This window comes from Geomonas sp. Red32, from assembly GCF_023652955.1.
In the GTDB taxonomy this organism is placed as follows: domain Bacteria; phylum Desulfobacterota; class Desulfuromonadia; order Geobacterales; family Geobacteraceae; genus Geomonas.
Window position 1 is genome coordinate 1 of sequence record NZ_JAKLOY010000007.1, and the last position, 24,292, is coordinate 24,292.

Consider the following 24,292-nt stretch of genomic DNA (forward strand, 5'->3'; position numbering starts at 1 on the left):
TTTTGAATACATCGAGGTTGACTACAACCGTAACCGCCGTCATAGCGCCAATGGCAACATCAGCCCGGCAGCGTTTGAGGCCAGACAAGCCGCTTAATTTCGTGTCCGTTATTGCTGGGCAAGATCACTTAACCTACTAGAATCCGTCTTCATAAAAAAAGCCGGTAGTCACAGTCCAAAGCTGTTGCCAGCTTCTTCGCCGTTTCCTTTCCGATGGAACGCTTGCCGTTTTCCATCTCGCTCAGGTGCCTTCGCGGAATCCCTGTCTTCTCTGCGAGCTGGACCTGGGTCAATTCTTCCTTCAAGCGTGACCCGCGCAAAATCATGGAGGGAAGGCCCTGGTCCGGCCGCACGTCGCCCAGCACTTCCCGCCAAGGGCGACTTTCGTACTCCTCAATGCCTTCAAGCTTCTGCGCGTATTTCATGATCAGCTCCGCGTTAGACCGATGTACCTGAAAGGTAACGGTTACCATGTCCTCAATAGGGTGCTTTTTCATGCGTTCCAACATAAATAACCTCCACCGTTACCGCCCCCTTGTTCTCGACCCAAACTGCCACATAGGTTGGTTTCCCCTTCTTCAAGTGGCAATGATGACGGTCACCGGCCAGCTTTGAATAATTGGGCCAATTACCTCGAACCGGGCCAAGCAACTCTATCTCCATAAGAAGCCGTGCCAAGATGTCTACCACCCTGTTCGGCAATTTTAGAAGCTGCTTTTGGGCCCGTTTATCAATGGCTACTTTCCAGACCATAATGTACCTATTTTTAGTACACAGTCAAGAGGCGGAAGCACCAATGAGGAATTTTAAGGGTTCGAACTGATGTAGCACGATGGTGGAGCTTGGAAAGCCTGGCAGAGGTAGTCAGATTCCTGTCGCCAAAATTGCCTGCGTCTGCCTCCTCCTTGCCTGGAGATGGTATAAAAAGGAGTGATACAGATGATGGGATCGTCAGTTGAGGTTGATTCTAACGCTGGTGAGCCCGATGAGGTCTGATCCGGTGATATTGATGCTCGTCCCTTTGATGGTAACGAAACCTGAGCTATCCATGGTGATCGAGGACGCTCCACAAACAATCTCGACGCTGGCTCCAGCCTCAATCTTCAGGCTTTTGCCGACCACCACCGACGTGTCGTTGCCTATCGTCTCCACCTTGTCGTTTTTTACCAATATATTCCAGTCCCTTTCACTCCGCAGATAGAGCTCCTCACTCCCCTTCCTGTCATCAAAGCGTAGCTCATGGAAGTTGTCCTGGTCACCTTTGGGGTAGCTGCGTGTTTTGATGGTGCTGACAGAGTACTTGTTCTGCGGGTCGTAGAGAGGCAAGTTCTCGGCATTGTACAGGCTGCCGACGATGATCGGCCTGTCCGGATCGCCGTCGATGAAGGCCACCAGCACTTCGTCTCCCACCCTCGGAATGAACTGCATTCCCCATCCCGCGCCGCCCCACCCCTGCGCGTAGCGAAGCCAGCAGGAACTCCTCTCGTTCATTTCCCCCTGTCGGTCCCAGTGAAACTGCACCTTCACTCTGCCGAGGTCGTCGTGATAGATCTCCTCACCGGCAGGACCGGTTACCATCGCCGTCTGCATCCCCGCGATGACCGGCTTCGGAGTGATCCGTGACGGCTTGAAATGGGCATCCTCAGGTATGGCAATGAAGCCGTTCCAGTATTGCGCACAGCCTCCGACCGAGCCCTTCAGCGCTTGAGGCTGATCTCCGACGTGCTCCATGGCCGCGACTACGTATTTTCCGACGAGCTCTCCGGAAAATGATTCGAGGTCGAATCGGTGCCCGGCGGAGAGACGGGGGCAGTTGCTCTCGCCCTTTGCTCGTTTCTCTAGCGCGGCATGTTCTCCCAGGCGTGCCTTAGCCAACCTTTCCTCGCGCTTGTCGCTGACAAAGGCACCGATGTACTCGTACATTTCTGCTCTCGTTTCCCGGCGTGAGCATTTTACCGCCCCCGGACGATAGCTCGGATGCTCATAGCTGAAACTGCGCGTCGTTACGCAATCGGTCGCCAGCCGACAAGAGAGGTTGAACGCCGATACCGTCTCGGCGTCTTGCGCCATGCCATGTGAGCTCTTGATTTGAAGGACGGGTTCGCCGTGGATGTCGGGGCAAAAGAAACTGTCGTCGCAAATGGTCAGGACGTGTTTGTCCTCGTGGTGCTCGAAGAAATAGAGCAGTCCTTCCTCCTCCATCAGGCGCGAGATGAAATTCAGGTCGGTTTCGTTGTACTGCACGCAGTAGCTGCAATTCAGTTCACTGTCTACCAGGGCGAAACTGAACATGTCTGACGTGATGCAGCTTTCCTCAAGTATTGTCTTGATTATCGACTGCACGGTGGTGTTCTGGAAGATGCGGCAATCCTGCTCCAGCGACAGTCGCCAGATAGCCGGTAGCAACCGAATCCGATAAACGCAGCCATCGGGTGCCTGCTCCACCAATTTCAACTTCGAGACCATTCCGTGGAAATATCGATTGCCGCCATCGGCAGTGAGGTCTTTAGTGCGCACGGTCAGGACCGCCCCCATACCGGCGACTTTCTCGAAAGGGATGGCAGTCTCGCAAACGACCGTTACGTTGATCTGAAAAGGGGAGGAAATAGCTTCGATGGCCTCAAAGCTTGTCACGCGGAAGTCGAAGGGGGTGCCGTGGATTTTAAAGAAAAACACCGGCTTGTCAGCCGCGTCTGCAAACTCCATAAAGCCTCCTGTCGGTTCTGACAACTATGACCAGCGTTTGTGGTAGTGATACAGCCCTAGGCCGGCGGGCTCCTCCTTCCAGGTGCGGTGGGTGACCCGGTCGTCCCCCTGGAAGAAATCCTTGACGCGCTGAAGGATGCCGTGGCCCTGGCTTTGCGGGCGCGCTTTGCTTTGCGAAACACGGTGGGAGACCGCGTGCTGGCTTGGAGAGTTTCCGGGCTTGTGCGGTTTGCGGCCCGCATTCAGGGCGGTCTTCGTCCCTTTTGCCCTTTTTGCCGACAGGGATTTTCTCCTCGCGTCCATTTCGCCTTGGTAGGCGGCAATCTGCTTGGCGTGAATGCTGCGGGCCTCAGCCTCGGCCTTCAGCTCCTCCGCGGTTGGCGTCTCGTTGTCATAACGACCGAATTCCGCAGCTTCATGTTTGCGGCGGTTGTCGAGGCCGATGTCTCTTTTTGCATTCGAGCCGTACAGGATTTGATACTGGACTTCGGCTCGGTTTCCTACCCTTACGGCATTGACGAGGCCCGGGCCGATTAGACCGGGCGCGTTGAAATCAAGGGACAGGAGGGCAACCATCTCTTTGGTATTTTGTAGATCTCTGTATAGCTTAACTCCCAGCTTCGTTCGTAGGTCCGCGTCGTACTGGGGTAACACTTTCCAGAAAAGTTGTTTTGCCTGCTCTTTATCTATTGTTAAATCAAAGGGATCTTTTAGGCTGCTGCCGTTTAAGGCGTTTTTTATGGTGCCGTCATTTAGCATTTTGCAGAGGTTAGATAGCCTTTCTTTATCCTTTGTGGACAGAGTCGCCACAACCTCAGTCAAATCGGCTTCCAGACCCGAACGAATCCTATAGCTTTTGCCAACTCTTTCAAGCAGGGCGTACCCGACACCAATGGTCGGAACATTTTGGCTACAAACGTACACTCTATACCTTATATCCTCTCGGACTTTAATAAATTGAAAAAGTTCTTCCCTGAAAAGTGCCCTTTTTCTTGGATTCATTTTGCACCTACTCTACTTTAAAAAAATTTGTTGAAAGTATTAAATCCTTTTCGGTTGTTCCATTATAATAGCTGGCATGTAGTGATTCCTTGTCAGACAACTCCAACTTTATCATAACCAAGTCATAACCACCTGAGTATACAGAACATTTTTTATTACTTGCAGAAGTAAATACGTATTGGCCATCTTTGGCAGATGTCAATATAAACCTTGGCTTACAGGTTCCTACCAATAAAAAATTTGACATTACTGTCAAACTATACCTTCCACCTACATCTGGACTTAAGTTCTCCCAGATCCCTTTAATCTCGGCAAGACTAGTAGCGGGATGAGGTTTTGATAAAGCACCGATACGTTCCTGATAAGTGGATGCCATACACCTCACGTCACTGCAGGCGTTTCTCTTTCCTCTCACCCATGCTCTCTGCTCTTTTTTCAGGGCCTCCCGGTCAGGTGCGGCAATGAGGGCCTGGGCGTAGGCTAAGGCCAGGTCGTCGTCGAGCTTGGAAAGGGTGGCATTTGAGCAGATCATCTTCTCGGCCTTGCTTTTCGCGGATTTGCAATCAAAACTTGCTGCGAGCGCTGGACAGGAAAAAATCTCCGTTACCATGATGAGAACGAGAAGACGGGCCATGCCGATAGCCGTTACCTCGATGGTTCGGCGTGCGTGTTTTTCATGCATGTTGCCACTCCTCCTGTCTCTTGGCCGTTTGCCGTTTGCAACGGATACCGGGCCGCTGTCACTTCACTTGCGTTCTTACAACAAAATTAATAGCTACCAATACTACTGCCTGCAAAGGTGAAGTCAACAAGGGCATTCCACCTTGAGTGACAGAGAAACAGCGGGCAGGCCTGCCCCACTAGATGGGGGTTATTGGAGGGGTCAGAAAGGGCTTGAAAGGGATCGCTGCGTGAAGGGGGATGGAGACGGGCAAAAAAAAGGGGGGGATCGAAATCCCCCCCGAGGGTGACCTTCTGTATGAAGGGCTGTTAGTTGTACGCGCTCTCGGAGTGCTGGGGCGGTGAGGGGGACGTTGGTTAGTTGGTTGAGTTTCTAATGCGTACGCAGAGTAACTCAACGAAGTAACCAGCGTCCCCCTCTTCCCCTTGCAATACCAAGTCCCGAACACTTCCCTCTTTACGATTAGTTCAATTGCGTTTTAGGCTACCATTTCTTTTTTTGGTGAGCCAATACCATCCAAATAAAAAAAATGTCGTTACCACCAAGTTTCCGTATGAATAGAGCAAGCATCGTGTAAAAATTGCCACTGACCTCGAAGGTAAATCCTGTCTAAAGTTGATAATCCTGGTAGAACTGTCGTAATCAAGTGAATACCTTATTAGGACATCAATCGACTGTCCCTCCTTGAAAAGGGCATGAAGATCATCCTCATTTAACACCGTGTGGGGTGGATAATAGAGGCCACACTTGACGATTCGAGCAGGTTGGTTGTTCCGAACCTTACCAACCACTTCCCACATATCTGATTGTTTTGGTGCATTGTTCTTATGGTAATACATTCTTTCAACACGAAATTTGTCAGGGGCATACTCACTTGCATGTGACAATACCCTTAACCATGGAACAACCTGATTCATAGTCATTACAAAGGAATAAACAAATTGCATCCCAATGAGCATGAACATTATAGCTGCAACGATACCTTTGGTTTTACGGTTCATGATGACTACCTTTGATTCCTCGCCAACGACTGTGTGTGAGCGGTGGAGCGGCAGAGCTTACTCAAACTCCACCCACTTTGTACCGACCCGCGAAGACCGTCTCCACCCGGCCTGGTTGGCATCATTTCATTCAAATTCGGCGTCGGATTCACCAATGGAATCTCAGCCCAAACATCTTATCAATGATTAAGATTGTTCCCATAATCCAGGTAAACAGGGCAACCGTGATAGCAAAGTAATCTATTGGGTAAAAGACCTTGCTCTTGCTTTTACTGCTTAGGAATGATGCAAGTAACAATATGGTTGGTATAAAACACGTTAAAACTTTGTCCAATACATGGACTGGTAGCCCAAATATTTGACATTTGATAAACTCATAACCAAAAGCAATAACAATAACTACACTTACAATTCTTTTATATTTAAGGTTGTGTGTGTTCATGCGATTTAATGCCAAACTAGACCTTTTAAAGACATGCTCAGAATCAAGAAAAAGACATTGGGGCCAGCCATTGATATATTGACATCTCGGCGCGTGGCGAGAAAAGTTATCCTATTATCAATGCCTGGCCCTACTGATCTTGTGGCCCTACTGATCTTGCCCATTTCTGGTCCTTGGTAATCCTCGACAACGGCGCGGCGTGGGCGGAGCGCTTCGCTCCTTCTAACATTTGTTAACTCTTTCCGATCACGGAGACTTGGACCACGCGTGGACTTGGTCTTCGAATGTACGAGGTGTCAATACTGAAACCTCTGTTTCTCAAGTGATGCCCTGTTAGGTGGAAAGGACTATATAGGAAATTCATTATTGATGTCAAAGTTAAAGTTAATGAAGTCTATATGCGGGGAGGGAAAAAGGGACAGAGGGGAGGGCGGGGCAAACGCCCCATAATTAATACGGATGGGACGTCTAAACTGGTTGGAATTCAGGTGATGCGGTTACTCGACGTCGACGTTGCGGAGGCCTTCGGGGCGCCAGGCGGGGGAGATGATCTTGGCGGTGTTGCGCTGGCCTAAGAGGGTGCCGAAGGTGACGGAGCTTTCGCCGAAGCGGTCGTTGACGGCGTCCATGGCGCCTGCCAGGAGAGCCTTTCTGCGGTCTTCCCCGAAGAGGGGCAACTGCTCGGCCTGCTGGTCGAGATTGCTGATCCTCACGCCCAGAAGGCGGACCGGCTGGGTGAGTTCGAGGGTATCCAGCAGGGTTACGGCACCCCGGTAGATCTCTTCGGAGTTGTTGGTGTGGCTGGAGCGGCTGGCCTGGCGGGAGAAGGTGGTGAAGTCGGCGTAGCGGATGGTGAGGGTGATGGTCTTGCCGGCGACCTGGTAACGCCGGGCCCGCCGCCCAACCATCTCGGAGAGCTGCAGAAGGTACCGCAAAATTTCGTCGCGGTCGGTGATGTCCCGGTCGAGGGTGGTGCTGTGGCCGACGGTCTTCACCTCTTCGGCTTCTTCTTCGGGTACCACCGGGGAATGGTCGATCCCCAGCCCCATCTGGTGGAGCTTCTCTCCCACGACTCCGAACTTCCTCTTCAGGATCTCAACCGGAAATCTCCCGAGCTCGCCGCAGGTGCGGACGCCGAGCTTGGTGAGCTGCTGCTGGAGTTTCGGCCCGATGCCGCAGATGTCTTTCACCGGGACCCGCTCGAGGATACGGGATATTTCATTGGGGGGGATGACGGTGAGGCCGTCGGGCTTCTGCATGTCGGAGGCGAGCTTGGCCAGGAGCTTGTTGGGGGCGATGCCGACGGAGCAGGTGAGGCCGAATCCCTCCCTGATCTGCTCCTTGATGAGGTGGGCGATGCGCTCGGGGGAACCGAAGAGGGACAGGGAGCCGGTGACGTCGAGGAAGGCTTCGTCAATGGAGAAAACCTCGACCATCGGGGTGTACTCCCGCATGATCTTGATGATCTCGGTGGAGGTGTAGGTGTACTTCCGGTTGTTGCCGACTACGAAGATCAGCTCCGGGCACTTCTGGCGCGCTTCCCACGCGTTCATCCCGGTCTTCACGCCGAAAGCGCGGGCCTCGTAGGAGCAGGTGGTGATGACGGTGCGCTTGGCGGCCCCGGTCACGGCGATCGGCTTTCCTCTCAGCTCCGGGTTCGATTGCTGCTCCACGGAGGCGAAGAAGGCGTTCATGTCGATGTGGAGTATGATGCGCTGGGAGTCCACGCTCCGCTCCTTGGACGATGAAAATTGGCCGGCGGGGGAACCGCCCTAGATTCAAATCCCCCCTGTCCCCCCTTTGACAAGGGGGGGACCTTGGTGGGGGTGCTTCGCTGAACCTTGCGTCAGGGGAGGTTGGCCGACGTAGGCTGAAATCCCCCCTGTCTCCCCTTTGACAAGGGGGGGACCTTGGTGGGGCGGCTTCCTGAACCTTTGCGTCAGCCTGGGCCTGTGCTAGCCGGCGGCGACGCACTCCAGGGTCCAGTTCTGGTCGTGGGGGTCGTACATCAGCTCGAAGAGGTTCGCACCGTCGCTCACCGCGAAGTGGAGCCTCACGCCGGATCCGTCGGTGCTCCTCCAGACGTAGGAGAGCTCGGTCACCGCGTGCTTGTTACGGCGCCACTCGAACCAGACCGGCTTGACCCCGGCTCCCGGCGCGAAAATGGCCGCCACTCGCACCCTTTCGGCGATGCGCTGCATAAGCTACTCCATCTGCCGGTAGATGCCAACTACTTTCCCGACGATGGAGACCTCCCCCTCTCCCTCGTTGATGATGATCGGGTCGTAGTTGGGGTTCTCAGGCTGCAGCCTGATCCGGTGCGGTTCGCGGTAGAAACGCTTGAGGGTCGCTTCCCCGGCCACCATGGCCACCACGATGTCGCGGTTGCCGGCGGTCGGCTGGGGGCGCACCAGGGCCAGGTCCCCTTCCTGAATGCAGGCGTTGATCATCGAGTCCCCCTTTACCCTCAGGAAGAAGGTCCCCCCGGTCTGCATCTGGGAACGGTCGATGGCGAAGTGCCCCTCGATCTCCTCGATGGCGGGATGGAGCGCCCCCGCCCGCACCACCCCGACGATCGGGAGGCTCACCGCCTGGGCCTGGTTGGCCAGGGTGATCCCCCGCGTGCTCCCTTCCTGCCTGCGCAGGTACCCCTTCTTCTCCAGGGCCTCCAGGTGCTTCATCACCCCCAGGGTGCCGCTTACCCCCAGTTCCTTCCCGATCTCCCTCAGGCTCGGCGGATAGCCGTATTGGTTGATGTGGCCGGTGACGATGTCCAGTACCTGCTGTTGCCGTGCCGTAAGCTCTTCCATACCCCCTCCTGGTTATCTTATGACAACCATATCAGATGGTAACCAAAGGTTGTCAAGGGGGAATCTGCGCCGGAAGAGGGCACGGAAAGGTTATAGCCGGCGAAGTTGAGGATTCATTGTCATGTATTATATTTAATGGGTCTAATGTGTCTCCCGGCACCAGCTCATCCATATTCGACCGAGGTCAGCCCATGATCATTCCGCAATGGCTCACCATTCCCCGACTCCGGCGGCCGGTTGTTCCGGTCTCCCTTTTCCTGGCCTGCACGCTGGTGCTCCTTTCCGCCGGGCCACTCAGCGCCCAGCCGCCGGAAGAGCTCTCCGAGTACCACACCCCGCTGGCCGGGGAGGCGCGCGAGGTTCCCTTCATGGGGCACTGGGTTGCCATTCCTTCCCAGGACCGCCGCCGTCTCACCTGTCTCACCCTGGGTGGGACGGTGCTGGAGCCGCGGCAGGGAAGCCTCGGCGGACTGCCGATCGGTGCCCTTTTCCTCCGCCGGGCCGACGATACCTTCCGCACCCGCGACGTCATCAGCATCTTCGAGAACGAGCTGGAGTACGACCGCCGCTTCGGGACCTTGGAGCTGGTCACCCACTTCCAGAACTACACCCTCCCCGGCGACATCACCGAGATCGCTAACAACCGGGAGATGAAGGCTACCGCGGCCACCTACGGGTGGGCCGTCGGGGCGGCGGGGCCGGGGATCAGGATCCCGGTGGCGCCGGGCGGCATCGACAACAACCTGAAGTTCCAGCTCCTGGGCCGGATCGGCTATTTCTACGCCGAGCGAAGCCACGGAACTGGCCCCGACGTGGTTATCCCTCCCGACACCCTCCTCTACGGCGCGCGCCTGCGTGCCCGTTACGACGGGCTGACCAGGAACCTCCTCGAACTTCCCCACCGGGGGGTGGCGCTCGGCCTGGACGCCGACTACCTCCATCGCGACCGCTGGAGATCCCTGGAACCGGCCGGCGGGGAGCCTCACCACGATTTCCAGCAGTTGCGTGGATACCTGGTGGCGGCCGGCGGCCTGCCGGGGCTTTCCGAGAAAAACCGCCTGCTGGTGAACCTCAACGCAGGCGCCACCAGTTCCCGCGACGGCGACCGCTTCAATGCCTTCCTGGTCGAGGGGGGGCCGCTCCCCAGCGAGGAGGACGACCTGGTCCGCTCCCACTACGGCGGGATCATCTACGACCAGGTGCGGGCCACTGACTACGCCTCCGGCTCGCTCTCCTACCGCCGCGAGCTCGCCTTTTTCCTCTACCTGAGCCTGACCGGCTCCTACATCTGGGGGCAGCGCGCCACCGTTGAGGGCGCGGACGTCGTCACCTTCCGCCCGCAGACCGGCAAGGCCGCCACCATCAGCCTCGATTCCGCCTTCTTCTGGAACTCCGAAGTGTACTTGGCTTACGGCTGGGAGTCGGGCTTCATACGGGACGGAAGGTCCGGACACGGAGTGACGCTGCTCTGGAACAAGTCCTGGTAGCCGATGCCTCTCACTGGATGTAGTACACTTATCACTGGAACAGAGAGATAAAGGGGGTTACTATGCCAAGCCCGGCCCTGATAGAAGTCTTCTTCGATTACATCTGACCGTGGTGCTACTTCAGTACGGTCCGTACTGATCGACTCAGAGAGGAGCACGGCGTCCGGTTCAAGTGGACGGTCTTTCCGCTCCATCCCGATACCCCGGAGGAGGGGATGGAGCTCTCGGAGCTTTTTGCCGGCCGGGAGACCGATCTCGCTGCCATGCAGGAGCGCCTTGGCTCGGTTGCCCAAGAGGCAGGTCTTCCCTTGACCCCGCGTTCGCGCACCTACAACAGCCGTCACGCGCAGGAACTCGGGAAGTACGCCGAGCGGGTAGGATTACTGGAGCCTTACCAGAAGAGCGTGTACCGGGCCTACTTCGTGGAGGGGAGAAACATCGCGCTTTGGGATGAGCTCCTCCCGGTGGCGGCGCGGGCGGGCCTCGACCCGGAAGAGTGCCGCCGCATCCTGGAGGAGGGGCTCTGCGCCAAGGAGGTAGGGGACGACTGGCGGCGGGCCTCCGCCCTCGGTATCGGCGGCGTCCCCGCCTTTCTCTGTGGCGGCCGGCTCCTGGTGGGATTCCGTCCGTACCGGGATCTCGAGGCGCTGGTTTTGGGGCAGGATCAGAATTCTACCATGTAGTCGGCATTGTCCGGCCCGACCTGCTGCGGCAGGAGGTCCGGGAAGAGGGGAAGGATTACGGTGGAGGTGAAGTGGCCGCCATCCTGGTCGAGTTTGACCGGGATACCGGCTTTGATGGCATGCCAGATCCCGGTCAGCACCACCATCCTGGTACCGGGGTGGCGCTTGAGGTAGCGGGCGACGTTGAGTGCCATGCCGCTGTTGCGAAGCGCCTGGGCCTCGCAGAAGTAGGTGAAGGTGCTGGTGACCGCCCGGTGGGGGCCGATCGAGAGGAAGGTTTTTTTGAGAAAGGCGGTGTGGGGTGTGTTGAGGTCGCAACTGGCTCCTTCCGGCAGCCCCTTCCGCTCCTCGGCGGTGAGGGATGAGAAGCCGCGCTGGGCGACCTTCCGGACCAGCGGGGCGGGGATGTTGAGAGCTACCATGGGGATCCGCTTTTCCCGTGCGTACATGAAAATGCCGCGGTACAGTGTCCAATCCATCGGCCAGCCGGCGGTGAAGATCGTCCGGAAGGCGGCCTCGTCGATCTTTCCTTCCACCCAGTCGTCCAGGGCCTGCTGCCCCTCGGTCGAGACCATCTCGAGACCGATGGCGAGCGGGACATCGCGCTCCCACAGGGACCGGACCAGGTTCAGCTGCATCTGGTGATGACCGCGGTTATCGTGGGTCTCTCCGAAGAGGACCAGGTCGGAGCCGGCGGCGGCGTCGAGGAGGTCGCGGTAGGATACGAACATCCCGTCGCGCATCCGCACGATGTTTTCGTCCGCCTGCCCCGGGGTGGGGGCAAATTGAATCGACAGCAGCATCAGGAGCACCAGGATTGCCTTCCCCGTCACGGTCCACCTCCTTCCCGCGGTAGTCGGCGTCGACAAGGTAAAGGGTACAACCCAAAGGCCGCGGCCACAAGGAGGCGGCGGTGCCCGGCGCTGAAGACGGTGGGGAAGGGGAGGACCGGAGGGAGGCTCTTCCTAATCGGGGTGAGGGGAAATGAAGCACTCTCCCGTGAAGTAACAGTTTTAGAACTTAGCGGCTTGGTATCCGATGAAGGAGGACGATTCATGAGGGGCAAGGTATTCTCGGGCGGACGTGGCGGATGGATGATGGCGGTCCTTGGTGCGGTGTTACTCTGGTGCCTCCCGGCGGCCGCTGCGGTTGACGGCAATCAGCCGGTGCGGTGGCAGGAGGTGGGGGTGACGCTGAAACCGGAGGCGCATCTGCTGGCCGGCCGCACTACCATCGGCTTTGCCCCGGGAACCAGAAGCGCGACTTTGCGGCTGGCGAGGTCTGCCCGCATCGATGCGGTCGAGGTGGGAGGGAAGAAATCCCCCTACGAGTTCGCCAACGGCCTCCTCTCCGTCCCGCTTCCTGCGGGTAGCGGCGAGGTCACCGTCGGTATCTCCTACCACGCCACCTTCAACGACCGTGCCTCCACGAGCCCCGCCGCGGCCGAAGACCCCAGTTACGGGGTGAACGGCACCATCTCTCGGGAGGGGACCTTCCTGGGGGACGGCTCCTTCTGGTACCCGATACCCTCCGATGTCCCGGCCCGCCGCACCACCAGGATCGAGGCGCCGGCCGGGGTGGAAGGGCTCACCTACGGTAAAAGGATTTCCCGCGGGACGGTGGGGGAGGTGACCAGGAGCGAGTGGAAGGAGGCCAACCCGGTGGGGAGCCTCTCGCTGGTGGCTGGGTACTACAAGATAGAGGAACGGCGGGTGGACGGCATCGACCTCTACAGCTATCTCTATCCGGACAACGCCTCGCTTTCGTCCCGCTACCTGGACGCCGCCGCCCGCTACATCAAGTTCTACAGCGGTCTCTTCGGTCCGTTCCCGTTCGAGAAGTTCGCCGTGGTGGAGAATTTCTTCCCCACCGGCTACGGTTTCCCCTCCTTCACCCTGCTGGGCGGCTCGGTTATCCGGCTCCCCTTCATCATCGACACGAGCTTTCCCCACGAGATCGCCCATTCCTGGTGGGGAAACGGGGTAGGGGGCGATCCCTCCCAGGGTAACTGGTGCGAGGGGCTGGTCACCTACCTGGCCGATTACCTTCTCAAGGAGCGCAGATCGGCCGCCGAGGGGAGGGAGTACCGCCGTCAGCTCCTCATCGACTACGCCTCGCTGGTCTCCCCGGCCACCGATTTCCCCCTGACCTCCTTTGTAAGCCGCAGCGATCCCCAGTCGCGCGCGATCGGGTACGGCAAGGGGGCCATGCTCTTTCACATGATCCGGACCCGGATCGGCGACCGCGCCTTCTTCGACGGGCTTCGCCGGGTCGCGCGGGAGCGGATGTACCGTAGCGCCACCTGGAACGACCTGTTGTCCGCCTTCTCAGCGGCCTCCGGCGAGAACCTGGCGCCCTTCGCGAGCGAGTTCCTCACCCGTCCGGGGGGCCCCCGCCTCTCGCTCGCCCAGGTCGCCAAGAAGCGGGAAGGTAGCGGCTGGGTGGTCTCCGGCGTGATCCGCCAGGAGGAGCCGCTCTACCAGCTCCCGGTCCCGCTCCGGCTGGAGAGCGCCCAGGGGCCGCTCCGCCAGAGGATCACGCTGAAAGGGGAGGAGACCCCCTTCACTATCTACAGTGCCACCGCACCGGGCCGCCTGCTCCTCGACCCCGAGGCGGAGATCTTCAGGATCATGAGGAAAGGGGAGCTCCCTGCCACCGTCAACAGCGTCAAGGGTGCCTCATCGCTCGTCGGGGTGATCACCGGCGACTGCAAGGCGGGGAGGGAGCCCTTCATGAACCTGCTCGCCTCCCTCTCCCAGCGGGGCGCTTTGCTCGTCGGCGAGGACCGCCTCGACGCTTCCGACACCACCCACGACCTGATCTTCTGCGGCCTTCCCGCCGACCGTTCGCTCCTTCCGCCGCTGCCCGACGGGATCACGGCGACCGGCGAGGCGATCACCCTCGACGGGGAGCGTTTTGCGGGACCCGATGCGCTGCTGGTCGCCGTCATGCCCCGCCCGCAGGCGCCGGGACGGGTGGCCGCCCTCTACCTCCCGCTCTCCGCCCGCGCCGCCCTCGAGTACGGCGCCAAGATCACCCATTACGGCAAGTACGGCTACCTGGTCTTCGCCGGGGGGAGCAACCGGGCCAAGGGAACCCCCTCAAGCAGCGACCCTTCCGTGACCGTGGAGCTTGGAAAGTGAGATTTCCCGTGTACTCTTTCTCTTTGTAATGAATTTACAAGGAGCGGGTCTCTATGAATCAGGCCGTAAAACGCGTCGTCATCATCGGCGGGGGCTTTGCCGGGCTCAACGCCGCCAAGGCGCTCGGTAACAAGCACGGGGTCCAGGTGACCCTTCTCGATAGCCGCAACCATCACCTTTTCCAGCCTCTTCTGTACCAGGTGGCCCTGGCGGGGCTCAACCCTGGCGACATCGCCGCGCCGATCCGCAGCATTCTGGCGCCTTTCCAGAACATCACCGTCCTTTTGGCCGAGGCGACCGGCTTCGATCTCGCCGGCAAAAGGGTCCTCGTCAAGGAGCTCGATCCGGTCCCCTTTGATTACCTGATCGTCGCCAGCGGCTCGAACCACGTCTACTTCGGGCACGAGGAGTGGGAGCAGTCCGCGCCGGGGTTGAAGAGCATCGAGCAGGCCCGCGAGATCCGGCGCCGGACGCTTTTGGCCTACGAACAGGCGGAGATGACCGAAGATCCGGTGGAGCGGCAGCGTCTGCTCACCTTCGTCATCGTGGGCGGGGGGCCGACCGGTGTCGAGCTCGCCGGGGCCATCGCCGAGATGAGCCGTTTCACCCTGGCCAAGGACTTCCGCCGCATCGATCCCCGGCAGAGCCGGGTGGTGCTGATCGAGGGGGGGCCCCGCCTGCTCCCCGCCTTCTCCCACGACCTCTCCGCCAACGCCACCAATCAGCTCGAGAAGCTGGGGGTCAGGGTGCAGACGGAGTGCGTGGTGACCGGCCTGGACCGCCACGGCGTGGTGGCCTGCGGGGAGCGGATCCCGGCCGGGACGGTCATCTGGGCGGCCGGGGTCAAGGCCTCCCCGCTGGGGGCGCTCCTCGGCGTGCCGCTGGACCGGCAGGGGAGGGTCCTGATCGAGGAGGACCTGAGCGTCGAGGGGCACGACTACCTCTTCGTTTTGGGGGACCTCGCCCACTTCACCGGCCGGGACGGCAATCCTCTTCCGGGACTTGCGCCGGTGGCCCTCCAGCAGGGGAAGAAGGCCGCCCGCAACATCCTCCGGGACCTGGCCGGACAGCCGCGCAAGCCGTACCGCTACATCGACAAGGGGATGCTCGCCACCATCGGGAAGAACAAGGCGGTGGGGCAGTTCCGCAGCATCCATTTCACCGGCTTCATCGCCTGGCTCGCCTGGCTCTTCGTCCATATCTACTACCTGACCGGATTCGCCAACCGCCTCCAGGTGGTCTTCCACTGGGGATGGTCCTACATGACCTTCAAGCGCGGCGCCCGCCTGATCCTGGGCCAGGACTGGCGCATGTTCCTGCTGAGAGGGGGCGAGAAGCGGGAAGAGGCGCCGAAGTAAGCGAGGGGGAACTTCCGGCCGGGAAGGGACGCCGAAGTAAGCCTGGGGGGGCCTTCCCGCCGCCGGAGCCCCCCGCTTAACCCGTCGTACCTCTCCCTCCCGCCCACTGTCACAGACGGCCGCTTCCTTGACAGTGGGGTCGTCTGTAGTACCTTTATACTGTTCTTCCCCGACGCCCGCCGCGCCTGTCAAGTTCCTGCCGATGTTCCGAACGCCCTGTGCCGCCCGCTCATTCACACGTCCCATCACCTGTCACTCTCTCAAGGAGGAGTCGTGAAGTTATTCGTCCTTTGCACCTTCGTCCTTTGGCTGGTGGTCAGCCTCCTGGCCCTGTTCCACAAGAAGGGAGAATAGTTCCCTTCCCGCCTCTGCCACCGGTGGCGGCTCCTTTACCGTTGCCGCCGCGGCCCGCTCTGGTTCCACCTCGACGTTCCCCTCTCTCAGCCTTTCCTTCAGTGATTCCCCCCGTGGCCCATCCCCGTGCGCCGCTTTTTTTTTGCCTGCATAAAAAATGTGAAAAAATAAATTAAAATGTCTTAAGTCAGAGACGGCGGTGCCGATACCTAGTAAATGACACCGGCGGGACCCGTTGGCTAGTGGCCACTTCCCACCGGCGACCGCCGCCAAGCGTTTCGGTAAGAAAACCACCGGCAGAAGGCCGGGCCGCCTAGAAAAGGAGGATTCGCCATGAGTGTGAATGACATTTCCTTGACCGCCGGGATGAGGACCAACCTGCTCTACCTGCAGCAGACCAGCTCCCTGCTGAACCGCACCCAACAGAGGCTCTCGTCCGGCAAGAAGGTCAACAGCGCCCTCGACAACCCGACCAACTACTTCGCCGCGCAAAACGCCAACCAGCGGGCCAGCGACCTCTCCGACCGTAAAGATGGCCTCTCCGAAGCGGTGCAGACGGTTAACGCCGCGAGCGCAGGCATCTCCGCCATCACCGGCCTCATCGCGGCTGCCAAAGGTGTCGCCCAATCCGCCCTCTCCACCAGCGATACCAACGTCCAGTCCAAACTGGCCGCCCAGTACAACACCATCCGCACCCAGATCGACAACCTCTCCTCCGACTCCGGGTATCGCGGCCTCAACCTGCTGAGCTCGATCAACACGCTGACCGTCATCTTCAACGAGGGGGGCTCCTCCAAGCTCGACGTCATCGGCTTCCTCGCCAACTCCCAGGGGTTGAGCCTCGCCACCGCCAGCAATAACTGGCAGACCTCCTCGGACATCACCACCGACACCGCCCTGATGGATACCGCCATCTCGGTCTTGAGGACCAACACCCAGACCCTGGCCGCCAACCTGAACATCATCACCACCCGCCAAAGCTTCACCGACGCCATGACCAACACCCTGTTGACCGGCGCCGACAACCTCACCCTCGCCGACATGAACGAGGAGGGGGCCAACATGCTGATGCTGCAGACCCGGCAGTCGCTGGGCACCACCTCCCTCAGCATGTCCTCCCAGGCGGCCCAGGCCGTCCTGAGACTGTTCTAGCATCCGGGGCGGGATGGGGCCTCCATCCCGCCCTTTCCCTGGCTGGCGGCGACTCATTCTTCGAGGTCGGACGATATGAAGATGCGCCTTGCTCTCATGCTTTTGATCGACGCCCTGCTGGCGGTGGGGGCTCTGCTCTCCGCGATGGTTCTCTGTTTCGGCGGATCCGAGATCTGCCGGTACTGGAACCCGCGGCTCTTCGCCTGCACCACGGTGGTCTTCGTGGCGGCCGAGCTCTTCTCCTCCTACCTGATGGACGTCTACACGGTCGACCGTCGTTGCAAGAAGTGGGAGATCTTCATCAACTCCCTGCAGGCCGGGGTGACCGCGCTGCTCATTCTCTTCGTGATCGATTACCTCGCCCACTCGCTGGTGCTGATCGACATCGACCTGGCGCTGTGCGTATTCATCTTCTTCCTCTACCAGTTTCTGTGGCATGCCTTCTCCGCCTTCGCGGTCGGCTCCTCCCACCTCTCCCCGCGGGTGCTCATCCTGGGGACCGGCCCCCTCGCCAGGCAGCTCGGGAAGATGATCGAGGAGGGGGATACCCACTACACCCTGGCCGGGTACCTTCCCTGCGCCGAACAGGTGGAACGCGATGCCGAGCCGGTCCCGCCGGAGCTGCTTACGGCCGCCGGCGGCGGCCTTTTGAGCACCGCCCTCGAGGCGAAGGTAGGGGTGATCGTGGTCGCCATCTCCGAGCGGCGCGGCGTTCTTCCCCTGCAGGAGATGCTGCAGTGCAAGCTGGAGGGGATGCGGGTCATGGACGCCCCGGCGTTTTACGAGACGGTGACCGAGAAACTCCTCCTCGAGGAGATCACCCCGGGGTGGATCATCTTCTCGGCCGGCTTCCACAGGACGCGGCTCTTCCTCTTCCTCAAGCGGGTGAGCGACATGCTCCTTTCCCTGTCGGTGCTCGCGGTCATCGCCCCGCTCTTCCCGCTGGTGGCGCTGGCCATCAAGCTCGACTCCCCGGGGCCGGTCTTCTTCCGGCAGGTGCGGGTGGGAAGCGGCGAGAAGCTCTTCACCCTCTACAAGTTCCGCTCGATGCGGACCGACGCCGAGCGGGACGGGGCGGTCTGGGCCTCCGAGCACGACGACCGGGTGACCAGGGTGGGGCGGATCCTCAGGAAGTACCGGATCGACGAATTCCCCCAGCTCTTCAACGTCCTCAGGGGGGACATGAGCTTCATCGGCCCCCGCCCCGAGCGTCCCGAGTTCGTGCAGACCCTGAAGAGCCAGATCTACTACTACTCTAAGCGCCACATCCTCAAGCCGGGGCTGACCGGCTGGGCCCAGGTCCGCTACCCGTACGGGGCCACCGTGGAGGACGCCCTGGAGAAGCTCCGCTACGACCTTTATTACATCAAGAATCACTCTTTCCTTTTGGACTCCCAGATCATCTTCGAGACGGTCAAGGTGGTGGTTTTCGGGGTGGGGAGCCGGTAGGAGAGTCAGCCGTAGGAGGGGTTGCCATTGTTTGGGTATCGCTTGAAGCAACCGGTGGTAACCGTCACTGTCACAGCAGTTTTCCCGTAACTTGGGATACCGGTGAAATGAGGCTCCCGCCTTGAGAAATCTCAATAGTGTGATAATTTTTATTATAAATAATTAATTTAAAATAAGAGCAGAGGAACTCTCCCTCCCCGATACCGTCCGCTTTTGCCGGGAAAGGAGACGTTCCATTCAGAGCCCGAGGTGAACCATGAGCGTGAGAGTGATGCTAGTGGCCTTTCTGTTCCTGTTGCTGCCCGCCGTCCTGCCGGCCAGTGACTACCAGGTGGGGGAGGGGGACACACTGGAGATCTCGGTGTGGGGGATGAAGGACCTGAACTTCCCGGTCAAGGTGAGGCCGGACGGCAAGATCACCGTGCCGGGGCTTGGTGAGGTGATGGCGAGCGGGAAGAGCCCGAGCCAGCTGCAGGGCCTTCTCACCGAGAAGCTCAAGTCGCTTGTGAAAAATCCCATCGTTACGGTCACCGTGAAGGACATTACCAACAGCAAGGTCTACGTCTTCGGCTCCGGGGTCAAGGCCGCCGTCTACGACCTCTCCCGCCGCACCACGCTTTTGCAGCTTCTCTGCACGCTCCCCGAGGTGAAGCTCGCCGACCTCAAGAGCTCGTACCTTCTGCGCAACGGCAAGAAGGTGAAGGCGGATCTCTACCGGCTCTTCGTGGACGGCGACATCGAGCAGGACGTCCTTTTGCAGTCCGGGGACTCCCTCTTCATGCCGGTACTCCAGGAGCACAGTATCTACGTGGTGGGGGCGGTCAACACACCGAAGGCGCTCGAGTACCGGCCGGGGATGAAGGTGATGGAGGCCATCCTCGAGTCGGGTGGCTTCAGCAAGTTCGCCGACCAGAATGACGTGGTGGTCCGCAGGAAGGGTGGCGAGTTCCCGGTGAAGGCCAAGAAGATCTTCAACGACGGCGACCTCGGGCAGAACATCGATCTCAAGCCCGGGGACTACGTCATCGTCAAGGAATCCTTTTTCTGATACCCGCCCGGTTCCGGCCCGGCTAAAACCTCGAGCGACGCTTTGGAGGAGCCATGCAATCCTCCCAGATTGACTACCAACAGCACCTTAACCTGATCCGCCGCCACAAGGAACTCTTCGTGGCGTTGGCTCTCTTCATCATGACCGCCTTCTTCGCCCTCAGCTACCTCCTCCCGAGGAAGTACGAGTCGAGCAGCACGGTCTTCATCGAGAAAAACGTCATCAGCGAGCTGGTGAAGGGGCTGACCGTCATCCCCGCCCTCGAGGACACCATTAGCACGCTCACCTACGCCATCACGAGCCGCGCGCTGCTTTCCCGGGTGATCGACACGCTGGGGCTCGCCCAGGGGAGACGGGTGGACCGCGACGCCCTGATCAGGCGGCTGCAGGCCAACACCAAGGTCAAGGTGAAGGACAAGAACCTCTTCACCATCTCCTTCACCGACTCCGACCCGAGGCTCGCCCGCGACTACGTCAACACCCTGGTCCGCCTCTACATCGAGGAGAACGTCTCCTCGAAACGGGGAGAATCCTACGAGGCGACGACCTTTCTCTCCGACCAGATAAAGACCTTCCGGGAGCGGCTCGACAAGGCGGAGACGGCGGTCAACGCCTACAAGCGGGAGAAGGGTGAGGTGATCACCCTGGACGAAGGGAAACTCTTCCAGGAGATCGCCCTCGCCCGCGAGAAGGTCTACGACCTGGAGCTCAAGCGCCGCCAGCTGGAGGGGATGCGCCAGATCACCCGCAAGGCCGAGGACCCGCTGCAGGCGAGGCTCATCCTGCTGCAAAAGAGGCTCGACGAGCTGCTGGTCCAGTACACCGAGAGCTACCCCGAGGTGATCCAGGTGAGAAGCGAGCTGCAGACGGTGAAGGAGCAGCTCAAGGGGAAACGGACCCGGATGGTGGTGCCGCTCGACTCGGCCGAGCTCGGCAAGATCAACGCCGACATCGCCGCCATCAGGATCGGCGAGGAAGGGCTCAGGCGCTACATCGCCACCAACAGCGCGCTCTTGAAGGAGATCCCGACCGCCAAGGCGGGGCTCGAGAAGCTGGAGATGGAGGTGCAGAACCAGAAGAAGATCTACGACCAGCTCTTCGCCCGCCAGGGGCAGTCCGAGGTCTCCCGGGAGATGGAGGTCCAGGACAAGTCCACCACCTTCCGGGTGGTCGATCCCGCCATCCGGCCCATCAAGCCGGTGAGCCCCAACCGCCTGAAGATCATGCTGCTCGGGATCATCGGCGCGATCGGCGGGAGCTTTGCGCTCCTCTTCCTGAGGGAGCAGCTGGACGGTTCGGTGAAGGACGTCGAGTTCCTGAAGGAGCTCGGCTCGCCGGTTTTGGCCATCATCCCGCGCATGACCGACCCCGCCCTGGTCGATCGCCAGCGCCGCCGCTCCCGCGGCTTCTTCACCGTGGCCGGCTGTTACCTGCTGCTGCTCCTTCTCTTCCCGGCGCTCGAATTAATGGAGCTCCCCTACATGGACCGCCTGATCGATCACCTCACCGCGCCGCCGCCCGCCATGCGGGGCGCCATGCTCCGCCGATGACGCTTGTACCAGGAGGTCTGCCATGAGCAGGATCGAGATCGCGATGGAAAAGGCCGCGCGGCTTAGGGAAGGGAAGGGGGCAGCGCCCGAGGCGGTCATCCCCGGTCCCCCCCCCGAAGGCCCGGCGGAGCCTGGCATCCAGGCGGGAAAACTTACCCCCGGAAACCCTTTACTGGTGAACCTGCACGCTCCCTTCTCGGACACCGCGGAGGAGTACCGGAAGCTGAAGCTCGCGCTGGTGGAGATCTCCGCCACCGATAAGGCATTCCACAACATGGTGCTGGTCACGAGCTCGGTCCCCAGCGAAGGGAAGAGCCTCACCGCGGTCAACCTCGCCATGAGCCTCGCCCAGGAGCTCGACCACGGCGTGCTGCTGGTGGATGCCGACCTGAGAAAGCCCGCGCTGCACCGTTACCTGGAGATCGAGCAGGGGGTGGGGCTTTCGGACCTGCTGGTGGAGAAGGCCCAGCTGGGCGAGGCGGTGATCGATACCGGGATCGGCAAGCTCTCGGTGATCAGGGCCGGGAGCCATATCGACAACCCCGCCGAGCTCTTCTCGTCGGCCAAGATGAAGGCCCTGGTGGAGCAGCTCCGGAGGACCTTCCCGGACCGGTTCCTGATCTTCGACACCCCGCCGGTGCTCCCCTTCGCCGAGACCAGGTCGCTGTCGCGGCTGGTGGACGGGGTGCTCTTCGTGGTGATGGAGCGGCTCGTCTCCCAGGCCAACGTGCGCGAGGCGATGGAGGCCCTCAAGGGGGCCCACATCCTCGGGACGGTCTACAACGCAGCACTCCAGGCAAGCCACGACGAGCGGTACTCGCGCTACCACGGCTACTACAAGCGGGCCGGGCACGGGAAGGCCGCCACCGGGGCGTCCAGCTAATGTACACGGAATTCTTCCAACTCAAAAAGAAGCCGTTCGAGCTTTTGCCGGACCCGGAGTTCATCTACCTGAGCCGCCCGCACCGCCGGGCGCTCACCTACCTCGACTACGGGGTGCGACAGCGGGCCGGGTTCATCCTCCTCACCGGGGACGTCGGGTCGGGGAAGACCACCCTGATCCGGGAGTTGATCGGGAAGAACTACCAGCGGGTGGTGCTCGGCAAGCTCTTCAACACCCGGGTCAGCACCGAGCAGCTCCTCGCCATGATCAACGACGACTTCGGCCTCCCCGTGGCGGGCAAGGACAAGGTGGCCCTCATGCGCGACCTCAACGACTTCCTCCTCGAGCAGTTCGCCGCCGGGAGGCAGCCGATCCTGATCATCGACGAGGCCCAAAACCTCGGCGAGGAGCAGCTCGAGGAGGTCCGGCTCCTCTCCAACCTGGAGAATGCCCAGGCGAAGCTCTTGCAGATCGTCCTGGTCGGGCAGCCCGAGCTCAGGACGACCCTGGCGCTCCCCTCCCTGCTGCAGCTGCGGCAGCGGATCAGCATCAACTGCCATCTGCGCCCCCTCAACCGGGAGGAGCTCGCCGAGTACGTGGTACACCGGCTGACGGTGGCGGGGAACCCGGAGGCGATCGAGTTCCCCGAGCCTTCCCTGGACACCATCTTCCGCTACACCCGCGGGATCCCCCGGCTCATCAACATCTTCTGCGATTTCGTCATGCTGGCGGCCTTCGCCGAGGAGAGCCGGGTGGCCGGTCCCGAGATCCTCAAGGACGTGGTGGAGGACCTCGATTTCGAGAACCACTTCTGGAGCGTCAGCGAGCGGGGGGCCGATGAGCCGCTCGAACTGACCCCGCTGGAGCCGCTTCCGCTTGTGGGTGAGCAGCAACTGGCCGATCTCTCCCGGCGCCTGGAGACGATCGAGCGGGAAAACGGCGAGCAGCTGAACGTGCTTAGGGAGCTCTGCGACACCCTCTCCACCATGAAGGACGAGATGGACAGCCAGGTGGCGGGCTACCAGGCCACCGCGCGGGACCTCCGTTCGCGGATGGAGTCGGTCTCCGCCGAGCTCCGTTACCTGGAGCTTTGCCGCAGCGAGGTGCACGTCCCCGCGGGGGGGCTCGCGCGCCGGCTGATCGACGGCCTGACCGGCAGTAACGGGAAGAAGTGATGAAAGCCGTGGCGCGGTACATGCTGCCGGCCGTGTTCCTTCTCCTGTCGCGGACGGCGCTTTGGGGGGGCGAGCTCAGGTTCGTCCCCTCGCTGGGGGTGACCGAGGACATGACCGACAACGCCAACGAGTCCGCCACCAACAAGAAGAGCGAGTTTCTCACCGTGATCAGGCCGGGGGTGGGGATCAACTACCTCGCCCCCAATTCGACCCTCGACCTCGCCTACCGCCTCGATTACCGCAACTACCTGAACGGCACGAGCCGCGACGAGTTCACCCACACCATGGCGGTGGCCGGAACCATCGGGGTGATCGGCCAGTTCCTCAAGGTCGACGTGAGCGACACCTTCAGCCGGGTCTCCATCGACGTCGCCCGCGACACCACGGCCGAGAGCAGCAGCTACGCCCAGACCGACGAGAACATCGTCACCGTCTCCCCCTACCTCGACTGGCGCTTCGGCGAGAAGAGCGAGCTGAAGACCGGCGCCCGCTACAGCGACCTCCGCTACTGGAGCGCGGACGGCATCGACCGCCGGGAGGCGGGGGGCTTCGCCGAATACACCCGGCAGCTTACCCCCCCCCTCGGGCTCACCCTCCGTTACGACTACAACCGGACCAGGACCGAGAAGCTCGCCTTCCACGACTGGACCACGGGCGCCACCTGGTTCACGCCGGTGACCTACTACAACAACGACGTGTCGGCGGGGCTCAAGTACGAGTACAGCGACCGCTCCTTCCTCTACGGAACCGCCGGCTACAGCTGGCAGCACTTCTCCTACCGCCCGGGCATGCAGCATTACTTCTGGGATGCCGGCATCACCAAGCAGTCCGACAGCACCCTGGTGGCGCTGGAGAGCAAGTCCCGCTACGCCGAGGACCCGATCTCGGTCTCCATGCGGCAGATCACCCACAGTTTCCGCGTGGAGCGCCTGCTGGCCCGGGGAACGGCGGGGGGCTCGGTCTCCTACAGCAAGTACGAGGCGGCCGACACCGCGGGGTTCGGCACCGACGGGATCAGCATCTCGGCGGTGGGGGTACCCCCCGAGCAGCCGGGGTCGCTGGACCGCGAGGGGGTGACCATCCAGCTGACCGGGACCCGCGAGCTCTCCCCCCGGCTCACCTCGTCGCTCACGGTGACCGGGGACCGGATCAGCCGGCGGCTCGCGGCGGACTACCCGTACCACCTGTACGCCATCGCCACCCTGAACTACCTCCTGGGACCCCGGAGCACGGCCGACCTCTCCTACACCTACGCGGCCTACCGCAATCATCCCGGCTCCGGCGAGGGAGGGGTGGACGTGAACCGGGTGGTCGTTCAGTTCAAGCGGTTCTTCTGAGGCGGGCGGACCGCCACCCCTGACTCGGGC

Annotated in this window: 20 protein-coding genes and 1 pseudogene; 11 read left to right on the forward strand and 10 right to left on the reverse strand. The window is 60.7% G+C overall.

Going from position 1 to position 24,292, the window contains the following annotated elements; translation table 11 throughout:
• Positions 1–149 precede the first annotated feature (149 nt).
• The 9 genes from L4X63_RS17135 to lexA all read right to left on the reverse strand — a co-directional run bounded on the left by L4X63_RS17135 (position 150) and on the right by lexA (position 8,643).
• Complete coding sequence (locus L4X63_RS17135) at positions 150–509, reverse strand: helix-turn-helix domain-containing protein (RefSeq protein ID WP_250679876.1); 360 nt, start codon at positions 507–509, stop codon at positions 150–152.
• Complete coding sequence (locus L4X63_RS17140) at positions 478–753, reverse strand: type II toxin-antitoxin system RelE family toxin (RefSeq protein ID WP_250679877.1); 276 nt, start codon at positions 751–753, stop codon at positions 478–480. The genes L4X63_RS17135 and L4X63_RS17140 overlap by 32 nt, the downstream gene beginning before the upstream one ends.
• A gap of 198 nt (positions 754–951) precedes the next feature.
• Positions 952–2,706 carry a type VI secretion system Vgr family protein gene (locus L4X63_RS17145; protein WP_250679878.1) on the reverse strand — a complete coding sequence of 585 codons (1,755 nt, stop codon included), beginning with the start codon at positions 2,704–2,706 and terminating at the stop codon, positions 952–954.
• Positions 2,707–2,730: 24 nt separating this feature from the next.
• A complete protein-coding gene (locus L4X63_RS17150; RefSeq protein ID WP_250679879.1) occupies positions 2,731–3,708 on the reverse strand; it encodes a lysozyme family protein in 978 nt (325 codons plus the stop codon).
• 7 nt (positions 3,709–3,715) lie between these two features.
• The gene (locus tag L4X63_RS17155) at positions 3,716–4,390 is read right to left on the reverse strand and encodes a lysozyme inhibitor LprI family protein (RefSeq protein ID WP_250679880.1); all 675 of its coding nucleotides are present in this window, start codon (positions 4,388–4,390) and stop codon (positions 3,716–3,718) included.
• A gap of 467 nt (positions 4,391–4,857) precedes the next feature.
• Positions 4,858–5,391 (reverse strand): hypothetical protein, encoded by a 534-nt coding sequence (locus tag L4X63_RS17160; protein WP_250679881.1) that lies wholly within the window; start codon positions 5,389–5,391, stop codon positions 4,858–4,860.
• 939 nt (positions 5,392–6,330) lie between these two features.
• Positions 6,331–7,560 (reverse strand): DNA polymerase IV, encoded by a 1,230-nt coding sequence (dinB, locus tag L4X63_RS17165; protein ID WP_250679882.1) that lies wholly within the window; start codon positions 7,558–7,560, stop codon positions 6,331–6,333.
• A gap of 228 nt (positions 7,561–7,788) precedes the next feature.
• Positions 7,789–8,034, reverse strand: coding sequence for a hypothetical protein (locus tag L4X63_RS17170; RefSeq protein ID WP_250679883.1), 246 nt, complete (start codon positions 8,032–8,034; stop codon positions 7,789–7,791).
• 3 nt (positions 8,035–8,037) lie between these two features.
• Positions 8,038–8,643, reverse strand: coding sequence for a transcriptional repressor LexA (gene lexA / locus L4X63_RS17175; protein WP_250679884.1), 606 nt, complete (start codon positions 8,641–8,643; stop codon positions 8,038–8,040).
• 191 nt (positions 8,644–8,834) lie between these two features.
• On the opposite strand from lexA, the gene L4X63_RS17180 reads away from it, so the two are divergent.
• Both L4X63_RS17180 and L4X63_RS17185 read left to right on the forward strand, forming a co-directional pair.
• A complete protein-coding gene (locus L4X63_RS17180; RefSeq protein WP_250679885.1) occupies positions 8,835–10,130 on the forward strand; it encodes a porin in 1,296 nt (431 codons plus the stop codon).
• A gap of 119 nt (positions 10,131–10,249) precedes the next feature.
• Positions 10,250–10,813, forward strand: a pseudogene (locus tag L4X63_RS17185) (DsbA family oxidoreductase); the annotation flags it as partial.
• On the opposite strand, the gene L4X63_RS17190 reads toward L4X63_RS17185, so the two are convergent.
• On the reverse strand, positions 10,795–11,646 hold the full coding sequence (locus L4X63_RS17190) for a ChaN family lipoprotein (protein ID WP_250679886.1): 852 nt from the start codon (positions 11,644–11,646) through the stop codon (positions 10,795–10,797). The pseudogene L4X63_RS17185 and the gene L4X63_RS17190 sit on opposite strands and share 19 nt — an antisense overlap.
• A gap of 222 nt (positions 11,647–11,868) precedes the next feature.
• On the opposite strand from L4X63_RS17190, the gene L4X63_RS17195 reads away from it, so the two are divergent.
• The 9 genes from L4X63_RS17195 (at position 11,869) to L4X63_RS17235 (ending at position 24,262) form a co-directional block, all read left to right on the forward strand.
• Positions 11,869–13,956 carry a M1 family metallopeptidase gene (locus tag L4X63_RS17195; RefSeq protein WP_250679887.1) on the forward strand — a complete coding sequence of 696 codons (2,088 nt, stop codon included), beginning with the start codon at positions 11,869–11,871 and terminating at the stop codon, positions 13,954–13,956.
• A gap of 53 nt (positions 13,957–14,009) precedes the next feature.
• Positions 14,010–15,314 (forward strand): NAD(P)/FAD-dependent oxidoreductase, encoded by a 1,305-nt coding sequence (locus tag L4X63_RS17200; protein ID WP_250679888.1) that lies wholly within the window; start codon positions 14,010–14,012, stop codon positions 15,312–15,314.
• A gap of 687 nt (positions 15,315–16,001) precedes the next feature.
• Positions 16,002–16,820: a flagellin N-terminal helical domain-containing protein gene (locus L4X63_RS17205; protein WP_250679889.1), complete on the forward strand. Its 819-nt coding sequence runs from the start codon at positions 16,002–16,004 to the stop codon at positions 16,818–16,820.
• A gap of 75 nt (positions 16,821–16,895) precedes the next feature.
• Positions 16,896–18,269, forward strand: a complete 1,374-nt coding sequence (locus tag L4X63_RS17210) for a TIGR03013 family XrtA/PEP-CTERM system glycosyltransferase (protein ID WP_250679890.1) — start codon at positions 16,896–16,898, stop codon at positions 18,267–18,269.
• A gap of 256 nt (positions 18,270–18,525) precedes the next feature.
• Positions 18,526–19,317: a polysaccharide biosynthesis/export family protein gene (locus tag L4X63_RS17215; RefSeq protein WP_250679891.1), complete on the forward strand. Its 792-nt coding sequence runs from the start codon at positions 18,526–18,528 to the stop codon at positions 19,315–19,317.
• Between the two features lie 53 nt (positions 19,318–19,370).
• Positions 19,371–20,867, forward strand: a complete 1,497-nt coding sequence (locus L4X63_RS17220) for an XrtA system polysaccharide chain length determinant (RefSeq protein WP_250679892.1) — start codon at positions 19,371–19,373, stop codon at positions 20,865–20,867.
• A 22-nt stretch (positions 20,868–20,889) separates the two neighbouring features.
• Positions 20,890–21,750: an XrtA-associated tyrosine autokinase gene (locus L4X63_RS17225; protein ID WP_250679893.1), complete on the forward strand. Its 861-nt coding sequence runs from the start codon at positions 20,890–20,892 to the stop codon at positions 21,748–21,750.
• Entirely contained in the window at positions 21,750–22,925 is a 1,176-nt protein-coding gene (locus tag L4X63_RS17230; RefSeq protein WP_250679894.1) for an XrtA/PEP-CTERM system-associated ATPase, read from the forward strand. Before L4X63_RS17225 ends, L4X63_RS17230 begins: the two co-directional genes overlap by 1 nt.
• Positions 22,925–24,262: a TIGR03016 family PEP-CTERM system-associated outer membrane protein gene (locus L4X63_RS17235; RefSeq protein WP_250679895.1), complete on the forward strand. Its 1,338-nt coding sequence runs from the start codon at positions 22,925–22,927 to the stop codon at positions 24,260–24,262. Before L4X63_RS17230 ends, L4X63_RS17235 begins: the two co-directional genes overlap by 1 nt.
• Positions 24,263–24,292: the final 30 nt, after the last annotated feature.